The organism is Chryseobacterium hagamense (genome assembly GCF_007991455.1).
Taxonomy (GTDB): domain Bacteria; phylum Bacteroidota; class Bacteroidia; order Flavobacteriales; family Weeksellaceae; genus Chryseobacterium; species Chryseobacterium hagamense.
This window is the reverse complement of record NZ_BJYJ01000054.1, coordinates 1-11,416: the sequence shown is the minus strand read 5'-3', so window position 1 is coordinate 11,416 and position 11,416 is coordinate 1. Positions and strand designations below refer to the sequence as shown.

The following is an 11,416-nucleotide window of genomic DNA, read 5'->3' as shown; positions in this document are numbered from 1 at the left end:
TATATCTTTGTCCCCTGATAAAGACGGCAATTATTATGTAGATATTATCCTTCCGAAAGGACTCAGGACAAGCTACAACAAAACCCTTACTTTCGACAAAGAGCTTAAAGGCAGCGCTGAAATTGTAACGGAAGATTTAAGATTAATCGAAAGATTCTTTTATCAAATGAGAAAATTATTAGGTTATCAAAATTGATATTGAATATTTTAGATCAGGTATATAGGTAAACTTGACAGCAATTTAAATAATATATGATTGATTTAATGATGACACTGTTTTTGCTAATAATGGATTTTTTAACTAGTTTATTTTAAATATTATATCAAAAGTTATTAATCTTAATTCAAACTGTTTTTTATTGTGCGATTCTTCAAAAGTTTTTGCAGTTTGCAAAGCATGATCCGATAAGATTCTGCCAATCTAATTTTTTAGAAACTATTTTACAAACAGAAAACTCTAAAACCGGATCTGGAATTATAAATTCGCTTGATAATAAATACCAGATTATCATTATAAATTCGGGTGAAAAAGAATTACTACATGAAAAATTCTAAGTAATAACTTAATATCAATCCAAAAAAACATTCACCCTCTTCAGCCGTTCCGTCATCATTTTCGTCCGGTCGTTGCCGTTGGAATCAAATACTTTCAGATTACCGTTGTACATCGACGGGTTTTCAATATAGTTTTTCCGTGCTTCCAGGAACTGCTGTTTCGATTTGGTCTTCACATCATTCCCGTAGTTCAAAGGTTCGATCAATTCATCGGATTTTTTAATATCGGTGGCGTAGATTTCAATCGTCTTGTTTTTATTGTAGACTTCGAGGATCAATCCGGAAAGGCCTTTGAAGCGGAAAGGTCCGTCGGGGATGGTAATATCGTTGGTGAACCAGGCAAAATACGTGTCGCCGGTATCGGTGGTGGTTTTGGCCAACCGGGTTTTGAAGCCTTTGAGGTCTTTGGTTTCGTTCAGGATTTCCCATTTCAGCTGGGGTTCTTCGTAAGTGAAGATGTATTTGCCCACGGGAAGCGAAGCCCATAGTTTTTCTTTCGTTCTGTAAACACTGCCGACCGATTTCGGATATTTGGGGATGGCGCCCGCACTGGTGCTGATGGTTGCTGTGGAAAATCCTTTGTAATAGGCCTGCGCTTCCCGGCTGAAGTAAACGGATTCTACATTGTTGCACAGAAGAGTAGACGCATACACACTAACCTTATCCCGGTTCAGGCTGTCGGAAATCATTCTGGTTTCATAATTCACCTCCATGACCGCTTTGTCCTGTGCTGAAATCGCCAGGATATCGGATACAAGCCATGCTGCAAAGAGAATCTTCTTCATAACTATCAGCGTTAACGATCCCAATAATACGAAAATAATGCAAGAAAAATCAATACCTGTATTAATATCCAAGACAGGACCGGCAAATCTTATTTTTTCATCACTTAACAGTCGTAAACCTTTTTAGCCGGAAAAACAAAAAATCCCCATCCAGAAACTGAACAGGGATTATCATACTAAGAATACATGAAAGTACTCAGCTGCAAAAGTACATCAATTAATGAAGAATTCAAAGAGAGCCTGCAATAAAAAATCAGGGTTGGCGTCGGAAACTTTGGCCGTTTATAAAGTATCATTTTAAAAACAGGCGCGGCAATCAAATCATCAGAATAAATTTTAGATCAGCGGCAAAATAGCCTGATCCAGGTTGGATAAACCGGATAAAATAATCAGGGACTTTTGGAAGACGGGGTAGGTTTTTCAGGACAAATAGCCCTATCTTTGCAGGCTGTCCAAAATGGATTTGGCGATTCAGCAATATGTCAGAACAAGAAGTTACGTATCCGGTTTATTCGCCCGCATCGGTGATCGGGATTTTCAGCAATGCGCTGAAGATCAGTGCTACTGTTAACCTGATCTATCTAAAGGGCAGGTATTCTTTCGGGGGAGGGAAGGCTTACGGGAACTATTATTATGACCATCTGTTTTCGGAAAGTGACCACGCATCGATCGGCATCAGGATTTCTTCCCTGTTGCGAAGCAAAATCGCCAATAATGAAATCTATACCTTACGCGGATTCATTGAAAAAAGCATTAAAAATTCGTCGATCGAGCTGCGTTTTGTGGTGGATGAGATTATTCAGCAGGAAGAAAAATCCATTTCGGAAGAAGAGCTTCACAGGTATGAATTGGTACAGCAGAAGCTGGAAAAAGGGACAAAGGATCTTGAAGCCTTTATCCGGGAGAAAATGCTGAAGGATGAAAAAATCCGGGTAGCCAATATCTATGGGAATAATGCCATCGTCCAGAAGGATTTTGCAGAAGGCCTGGACGTTTCGTCTTCCCGTTTTGAAATCAGCAGTTACCATTGCAATATCACTTCTCCGACAGCCATCCTATCGATGCTGAAGGAGCTTGCTTCGGAAAACTATGAGGTGGTCGGCCTGGTAAGGGGAGGCGGAGACCGCCAGAGCATGGAGGTCTTTAATGATCTTGATCTTTCGGAATATTTCATCGGGATGGAAGCGATTACGGTAACGGCCATCGGCCATACGGTAGATGAAACCCTGCTGGACCGTCTGGCAGACAGGCGCTTTCACCTGCCGCACGACTATGGGGCCGGGCTGCACGCCATTGCCGAAAAGCTTTCGCAGGAACGCGTAAACTCCCGGGCACTTCTGATCGATGAGGTAAAAAAGGATATCAGGAAACAGTTTTCGGAGCAGGTGGAAACCCTGGAGAAACAGCTGAAAACGAAGAACGAAGAATTCACGGAAGCGCAGAAAACTTACAAAGAGCAGATGGAGACTCACTCCAGGACCTTTGCCGACCAGATGAAGGTCCGCAACGAGGAATTCCTGAAACTGCAGGCCAACTCGGTGAAGCAGCTGGAAGACCTGCAGAAAAACTTTCAGGACCAGCAGAACCAACGGACAAATGAACTGAATACCTACAAAGCAGAAATGGCCGCCCTGCATGAAAACAACCTACGGTCAGCGGTCAATGAAAAGACAGCTTCCCTGCAGGCCAGTCTGGAAAATGTGAGGCAGGACAACATCCGGCTGAAAGACGAGGCGCAAAAAGGGAAAACCAATTACACGGCCCTGCTGATTACCTTTATCATCGCTTTGATTATCGGCCTGGTTTTGGCTAAAATAACATGAATTCGATAATATCTGATTTCTTTTCAGTAATTTAACGTGGATTTGACCGTATCAACATCATATTCAGCCGATTATTTAATTCAAAAATAAAATTGAGACTGATCCAGCCGGGATTTTAAATCATACTCATCTTGCCGGAACAAATACACGGTTTATACTTCTGACAGGATTTTATCCTGTCCTGTACCAAGCCGTCCTTTAAGGACTTTAAAACAAGAGAAATCCGTCCCGGATTGAAAAAAAAGCCGGTTCTTCAGGATTGAATAAGAACTCCTCTGATAAAACGATAACCTATTCAGTTTGATGATCAGGACCTTCGATGCTATGTCTGACAAGAGAAACTTCCGGTATCCGGCATCCCTCTTCCTGCTTTTTTTGCTGAATGTCCAAAATCCGGTGTTCCGGAACGGTATTGTCTATCCTCTTCTTTTCCGGGAATATAACCATCCGCTGAAATCCCGGAAACAGACGATGCCCTGCCTTGTCTACCTATAGTTTAAGCCTACAAACCGCATAATTTTAGGTATATTTGAAAAAATTAAGATCATGAAACTAAAGCTTTTACTTGTATTAGCCGCAATCGGACTCGGGCAGTTCAGCCAGGCGCAGTCTTTTCCTTACGAGCGGACCTGGGGAACTTACGTAGGAGGCTCCAATACCTATCTGGATGAATTTTCTTTGGTCGGCACCTGTTTCTTTAAAGATTCACAGAACAATATCTATGTGAATGGTAAAACAATCTTTGACAGCGGCTATAGCGCTTCCTACTACAACCAGTTTGTTTCGGGAGGCGGGAATCCTGTGGTGTTTACGGAAAATTCAAACTATTATTCGGCAACGTTTTCCCCGGGCGGCCAGATGACAAAAGGAGATTATACCGGAATTATCAGCAATTATGAAAGGATAGTCGGTATAGATGCCTCGGACAATAGGTATACGCTGAAGCAGGTACCGGGACAGGTACCCGGCCTGGCGAGCCCCGGCGTATGGCTTACCCAGAATATGGATCCTTCCAACAACATCACCCGGATTCTTACCAAGCGGGATTCCGGTAACAATGTGGTCTGGACAACTTACCTTCCGAACGGTACCGGGAGTGAAGCCATGACCTTAAGGTTCGATTCCGGTCAGAACGTTTACCTGCTGGGGAATACAAAAAATGACATTCCGGGATTGGGAACCCCCGGTGTTTTTCAGGAAACTTACATGCCTTTCACAGTTTCAGGACTTGCTCAGGATACTTCCTACCTTGTCAGGCTGAACGCTTCGGGACAAAAAGTATGGGGTACTTTTTCAACGGCGGGAATTCTAGATTTTAACCTCTATAATAACGAATTGTATCTTGCCGCCAATTATTCTCCCCTAATCCCCGGAAGTTATACCGATCCCGGCACTTTTCAGCCCGCTTCGGCAGCCTCGAATATCATTATGAAATGGAATGCGGATACCGGTGCAAAAATCTGGGGTACTTATTACGGACCCCCGTTTAACGCTGCAACCTATACCGGATCAGGCATTAGCTCCATTCAGGTCAATGCCTCGGGGATCTACGTAAGCGGACAAACGGAAGACGAGGATTATCCTTCCTATTTTGCAACGTCAGGGGCTTTCAAAAGCCAGATGGATGGCGGCGACCTCTTTTTAAGCAAGTTCGACTTCACCGGAAACCGGGTCTGGAGTACCTATTTCGGCAGCAGCGGCTATGACCTTATCAACGGGTTTCATAATTTAACCGTCCTTAATAACAGAATTGTCATTACCGGTTCCCATTACGGCGCGTCCGGGAACGTTTCGACTCCGGGAGCTTTTCTCACGACCGTTCCCAATACTTCCCCCGCACTCACCAATATGTACTTTGCGGAATTCGATGATGCCGGAAACAGGCAGTGGGCTTCTTACTACGGAGGAACCGGCAGCAATTATTTCGGAGAATTCATCAATGCCCAGTTTTTAGACAACGGTGCGCTGATGTTATGGGGTATTACCGGATCGCCCACAGGTATTGGAACCGTTGGAGCAGCCTATCCGGACATGACCAATCCTTATCCGCAGTCGCCCTTCGGTTTTATCGCCAGGTTCAGCTTAAAAGGCGAGCAGCAGATGTCCGTCTCTGATGAGGCTGTTAAAAACAACGGCCTGCAGTTGTATGACAATCCCAATAATGGTAATTTTGCCGTTTCCGGAAATCTCCTCGAAAAGCAGAAAGCAAATCTTTCGGTGTATGACCGGTCTGGGAAGCTGGTGTACCAGGCACCTTTTGAAAAAAAGAAGGTCAATTCCTTTCATCTGGCAGGGAAGCTGGTCACGGGGAATTACCTGCTGGAAGTTTTGTCCGAAAACAAAGAAAAGATCGCGGTTTTTAAAATGACGGTCAAATAATAAAAAAGACACAATATCCCGGATGAAGACAAAAGAAATTAACAACAGGTTGTACCGGCAAAGGTGGTCCTGTTATCCGCTTAATACAAATTGAAACGCAAAACTGATGACAGAAAAGTTCCCTGTACTAAACAGTACCCTTGCACCCGCTGCCCTGGGTAGTCTTATCCGACAGCAGTACGGACTGAGCGATAAAATAGAATGCCGTATCTTCCGCCTGGCGATGAATCATTTGTATATTGTTCATGACGGCGGAGAAAAATATGTTTTCAGGGTATATACCCACCAATGGCGGACCAGACCGGAAGTTGAGGAAGAGCTGAGGCTCCTCACCCTGCTGAAAGAAGCGGACCGGCCGGTGGCTTTTCCAATTGCGGATCGGTCAGGTGCTTGCATCCAGGAAATTGAAGCGCCGGAAGGGACGAGGTACGGAGTCCTGTTTTCGTATGCCAAAGGAATCAAAACCGCCGGATTTTCACCGGAAACCAGTTTCCTGATCGGGCAGGCCCTGGCAAAAGTCCATCAGTCGACGGAAAACCTCGGACTGAAAAGGATATCGTATACCATCGAAACCCTGCTCCGGACCCCGGTTTCACGTACAAAGGCATTCTATCATCAGAACATCAGCGAGACCGGATTCCTGGAAAGTCTTTCCAGTTTTTTAGCGGTGAAAATGGAAGCAGTTGATCCGGGATCCATGCGGTACGGCGCCGTGCATCTCGATGTCTGGTTCGACAACCTGCACATTGATGATGAAAAAGACGTCACTTTCTTTGATTTCGATTTCTGCGGCAACGGTTATCTGTGCTTCGACATTTCGTATTTCCTTTTCCAGCTGTTTGCCACTCACCCGAATGAAGCGGATTATGAGGCCAAAGCAGCCGGCTTCATCAAAGGGTACGAGACGGTAACTGTAATCAGCGAAGAGGAGAAAAAGTTTTTACCTTACGCGTGCCTGGCCATCATGACCTACTACATCAGCGTCCAGTGCGACCGGTTTGATTACTGGACCAATATTTTCCTGAATGAAGACCATCTGAAAAGAATGACCGGAAACCTGAAAAGGTGGATGGCTTACCAGAAGATTGAGATTGAGTAAAAGTCTGATAAAAGCCTGTCAGAAATTCTGAGTAAAATAAATTCAGGATTTTTTCTTAGGAGCAGGGGGCGCTGCTTTACCGGGTGCAGTGGGGTTATTGCCTCTTTTGTCTCCGGAAGGATTTCCTGTCTTGCTGGGGCCATTAGGTACGGGTTTCTTTCATTTTAATGCTTTTTCGTTTGCCTATCACTTTTAACGTCATTTTTGGGCTTATTTAGACCATTTGAACAAAACGAAAAACATGCCGTATTTTAACTTTTTTTAACATTTTATAAGCCTTGATTGCAAGTAGTAGTGGAAGGATCATTAAGGCAAGCCCTATCGATACTCAGGATGTATGATATCTATGAAACAATCTCTGAAAAAGGCCGCTTCCTCCGAAGAAAGCGGCCTTTTGAAAAAATAATTTGCAAGGAGTGAATGAATACCTTCCAAAGGTAAAGTCTTTTAGCTTCGGTTCTTATGATGTGATTCATAACTCAGAAAAACAAATGGAGCTATTTTTTAAGAGCTCTAGCTGTACATTTTATACATTTTCCTTTACCGGTTTGTTTTAATCCTGATATCATCTTATCCGGATTTTTACCAAATGTTATTCTGATAAATAAAAAAAATAAAGTACTGAAAAACAGAATGATAAAATTTATTTTAATTTTTTTTTACCTGTTTTCCAACGTTTCTTTCCGTTTCCGCATCTATATCAGTAAAGACATTTGCCAACAACAAAAAGATCATCCATGAAAAATTTATATCTACACCTCCTGTTATTTCTTCCGGTATTCAGCCTGGCGCAGGTACCGGTGGTAGAAACTGCCGACGGAAAAGGCGGCTACCAGAAAAACAATGACGTGGTTCTGCAGAAGCTGAATATTGAAACCCGGATCACCGGAAGGATTTCCACCAATACCGTAACCATGGTTTTCAGGAACAATTCCAGCCGGCTGAGAGAAGGACGGGTTACCTTTCCGCTGCCTGAAGGCGTAAGTGCCGGCGGTTATGCCCTCGACATCAACGGGAAACTCCGGAATGCCGTTCCGGTAGAAAAGGAAAAGGCCCGGGAGGTCTACGAAACCATTAAAAAAAGGAATGTGGATCCCGGCATCCTCGAAAAAGTGGAAGGGAATAATTTCAGGACCACGGTTTATCCGATTGCTGCCCATGGCGGGGAAAGAACGGTTCAGATTACCTATAACTACGAACTGAAAAAATCAGGGAACGTTTATCAGTATTTTCTTCCTCTGAGCGGGACGGCCGGGATTCCTGAATTTACCCTGAAAACCACCGTTTTTCAAAGTGCCGGTGTTCCGCAGCTGGAAGAAAAACCCGACGGCGGCTTCGATTTCGTAAAAAACGGGAATGTATGGGTAGCGGAAACCCGTAAGGTCAATTTTAAACCGGCAAATAACATCAGGATCAATCTTCCCCAGCATGAAGGAGGCCAGACAGTACTGATGCAGAAAGCCTCCGGGAACACATCCTATTTCCTGGCCGGAATCACGATCAATCCGGGAGAACGGGCGAAAAAACTGCCGGAAAGGCTGGCGGTGGTCTGGGATAATTCCTTAAGCGGCAAAAAACGGGATCATTCAAAGGAATGGGCTCTGCTGGGCGCCTATTTTAAAACCAACAAAAACCTTACGGTAAAAGTCTATTTCCTTAACAATACCTTTGAAGAAGGGCAGGTTTTTAAAATCAGCAACGGAAACTGGGCGGCGCTGAAGGACTTCCTGTTGCGGACCATCTATGACGGCGGTACGGATTTCGGGCAGCTGAAGCCGGTAAAAGAAGAAGAAATCCTGTTTTTTACGGACGGACTGTCCTCTTTCGGGGAACTGAAATTAAACGGGAATACCAACAGGCCTATTTATTCCATATCGTCTTCAGCTATGGTGAATACTGCCCAACTGAAATTCATCAGCAATACCACCGGCGGTGAATTTCTGAACCTGAACGAAAACAATCCCGCAAAAGAAGTAAAAAAACTCCTGGTCCAGCCTTTGAAATTTTTAGGGCTTGAGCAAAACAATACCCTTTCCGAAACTTATCCTTCGCTGCCACAAACCATTTCCCAAGATTTTGTGCTAACCGGGATTCTGAAGGGAAACCGGTCTTCGGTTATAGCCAGATTCGGGTACGGAAATGAAACCACGGAAACCCGCGCCATCTCCCTGGATGCAGAAGAGCAGACCGTGAAAGACTGGGAAATTTCGAAATTCTGGGCCCAGAAAAAACTGGGCGAACTGGAAATTTTTGAAAAGGAAAATAAGGGCGAGATTAAAGACATCAGCCGCCAGTTCGGGTTGGTCAGCAACAACATGAGCCTGATGGTGCTGGAAAATGTGGAAGATTACGTCCGGTATGAGATTCCGCCGCCGGCAGAGCTGAAAAGTGAATACGACCGGATGGTAAAAAACAATAGCGTCCGCAAAGACGAACGGGTAAAAGGCCTGATGGCCGATGCCGAAAGAATGACCGTACAGCTGAAAGAATGGTGGAAAAAAGATTTTACTCCAAAGGCAAAACCAAAACGATATCCCCAGCCGGATCGCAATGGAATCCGGGATTCTGCCACCGGGAGAAATATGGAAATCGAAGAGGTAGTGATGATAGGAGCTCCGGGTGCGGCAGCTAATGCATCAGCAGCCCGGGAGATTGAAGCTCAGCAAGATGATGAGGCGGTGGATATCATTGGTTCTAAAGACAAAGATATTCAGGAAGTGGTGGTGACGGCAGCGCTGGGTATGAGAAAAAGATCGGAGATGGTAGCTTCCGTGAATTCCATGCAGACTCTTGAAGGCCGGGTGGCCGGCGTATCAGTAAGCAGGGCTTCGGGAACACAGTCCGATAGCATAAAGACCGAGGACTTTTCAGAGGTAATCAATTCCGGGAGAATCAATGTGATCGATGTAAAATCCGATGCGGAATACATGAAGCTTTTTCAAAAGGCTAAAGATGCGGAAACTATTTATCAGGTCTATCTGGACAACAGGGAAAAATATGAGGGAATGCCTGAGTACTATTTTGATGTCGCCCAACTGCTGCTTAACTTTAGAGATAGAAAATCAGGAGTAAAAGTACTGAGCTCGATTGCGGATCTCGATATAGAAAATGAGGAGCTGTACAAGCTTTTGGCCTATAAGCTGAAACAGGCGGAAATCTATGACAAGGAACTGTTTATCACCCGGAAAGTCCTGGATTGGCGGCCTTTTGATCCGCAGAGCTACAGGGATTATGCCCTGGCGCTGGAAGACAACGGACAGTATCAGCAGGCCCTGGACAACCTGTATTCGATTTTAATGCAGTCGTACACCAGAGAACTGGCCGACCGTGATGACGGCATCGAAGAAACGGTGCTTATGGAGATCAACGGACTGATCAGCAGGTATGGGAAGAAGCTGGACCTTAAAAACATCAATCCTAAGATTATCGCCGATCTTCCGGTCAACATCCGGGTGGTGCTCAACTGGAATAAAGACGATACCGATATCGACCTTTGGGTAACGGATCCGGATAACGAACGCTGCTATTACAGAAATCCACAAACCGCAATAGGCGGAAGGCTGAGCAATGATTTCACCGGAGGTTTCGGCCCCGAGCAGTTTCTGCTTAAAAAAGCGGTGAAAGGAAAATATAAAATCCAGACCAACTTCTTTGGGGAAAGACAGGTGGGTATTGCCGGACCAACGGCGATCATGGCGGAAGTATATATCAATTACGCTACGGGCCGGCAGGAAAGAAAGATCGTGGTGTTCCAGAATCAGAAAGACGGCAAGAGCCATGATGATGGAATTCTGATTGGAGCGTTTGAATTTTAATAGTGAGTCTGAAGTAGCCCGGAGATTGTGGTTTTTTAAGGATATATCAGGTGATTCCGCAGGTGGACCAATCCGTTTCAGTCAATACCGATGAATGGAATTAACTGAACAATTCAGTGCAGCCTGCGGAATTTTAAAAAGCAAGGTGAAAACACAATAGAATGGGGTATGTGAATGTTAATGATGGAGTCAAAAGTATCATGAAGAAGACTGAGACAGTAGCGTCTGCGTAACAGCAGACGCTTTTTTGTTTTCGATAATGATAGTTAAAATATATTTAATAATAAACAGGTTTTATTTAAATATTAATAATTTGTCTTTTAAAATGAAAATGAATTCTTTCATTATGGTAATAAAGGGTTTTCTTTCCGGAAAATTTTATCTCATAATTGATGGGTTATCATAAATTATAATATAAGGGTATGGGAGCAACCATTTGCCTGTCTGGCAAAATATTTTATGTCTTTTCATGAAATTTTTAAATTTTCATCGATTTTTATTATTTAATAATCATTAAAATTTAATCGTTTAAAATGATAAATAGATATTTATTCAAGAGAATTGGTGTTTAATTGTTATTAAATGCTTAAATAGTTTATTTTAGAGTCAGCAGCTTGAAAATCGGAAACTGACGGTCTTTTTCGGATAAGATCAAATTGTTTTTTCTATCTGATTTATTTTAATTTTTTTAACTTTTTAAATGTTAATTAATTTGTTATCATTGAGTTATGATTTGAGATAAAATTTTGTTGAGGCAATTGGATATTAATGATATATTTAAAAACACGCGTGTTTATTCATGACTTTTTTTGATACGGTTTTACATCATTGATAGCCGAATCCGAAAAAAATTGAAAAATTAATAAAAGAATAAGTGCCTGTGAAAAATCAGAATTATTGATCCGGCAGGAAGTAATTTCTGATTGAATGATTATTAATGAGAGACAGACCCTTAAATGT

General features: G+C 43.3%; 5 protein-coding genes and 1 pseudogene. 5 read left to right on the top strand and 1 reads right to left on the bottom strand.

What is annotated here, in order from left to right:
• A pseudogene (locus CHA01nite_RS19860) lies at positions 1–196 on the top strand (HlyD family secretion protein); the annotation flags it as partial.
• Positions 197–569: 373 nt separating this feature from the next.
• Here the strand turns inward: CHA01nite_RS19860 and CHA01nite_RS19855 are convergent.
• Positions 570–1,340 carry a GLPGLI family protein gene (locus CHA01nite_RS19855; RefSeq protein ID WP_146944647.1) on the bottom strand — a complete coding sequence of 257 codons (771 nt, stop codon included), beginning with the start codon at positions 1,338–1,340 and terminating at the stop codon, positions 570–572.
• 479 nt (positions 1,341–1,819) lie between these two features.
• Here CHA01nite_RS19855 and CHA01nite_RS19850 point away from each other — a divergent pair, with 479 nt between their 5' ends.
• From CHA01nite_RS19850 to CHA01nite_RS19835, 4 genes are all read left to right on the top strand, one after another.
• Entirely contained in the window at positions 1,820–3,163 is a 1,344-nt protein-coding gene (locus CHA01nite_RS19850; RefSeq protein WP_146944645.1) for an exodeoxyribonuclease VII large subunit, read from the top strand.
• 546 nt (positions 3,164–3,709) lie between these two features.
• Positions 3,710–5,542: a T9SS type A sorting domain-containing protein gene (locus CHA01nite_RS19845; RefSeq protein WP_146944643.1), complete on the top strand. Its 1,833-nt coding sequence runs from the start codon at positions 3,710–3,712 to the stop codon at positions 5,540–5,542.
• Positions 5,543–5,648: 106 nt separating this feature from the next.
• The gene (locus CHA01nite_RS19840) at positions 5,649–6,641 is read left to right on the top strand and encodes a phosphotransferase (protein WP_146944641.1); all 993 of its coding nucleotides are present in this window, start codon (positions 5,649–5,651) and stop codon (positions 6,639–6,641) included.
• Positions 6,642–7,378: 737 nt separating this feature from the next.
• Positions 7,379–10,456, top strand: a complete 3,078-nt coding sequence (locus CHA01nite_RS19835) for a DUF2135 domain-containing protein (RefSeq protein WP_146944639.1) — start codon at positions 7,379–7,381, stop codon at positions 10,454–10,456.
• Positions 10,457–11,416: the final 960 nt, after the last annotated feature.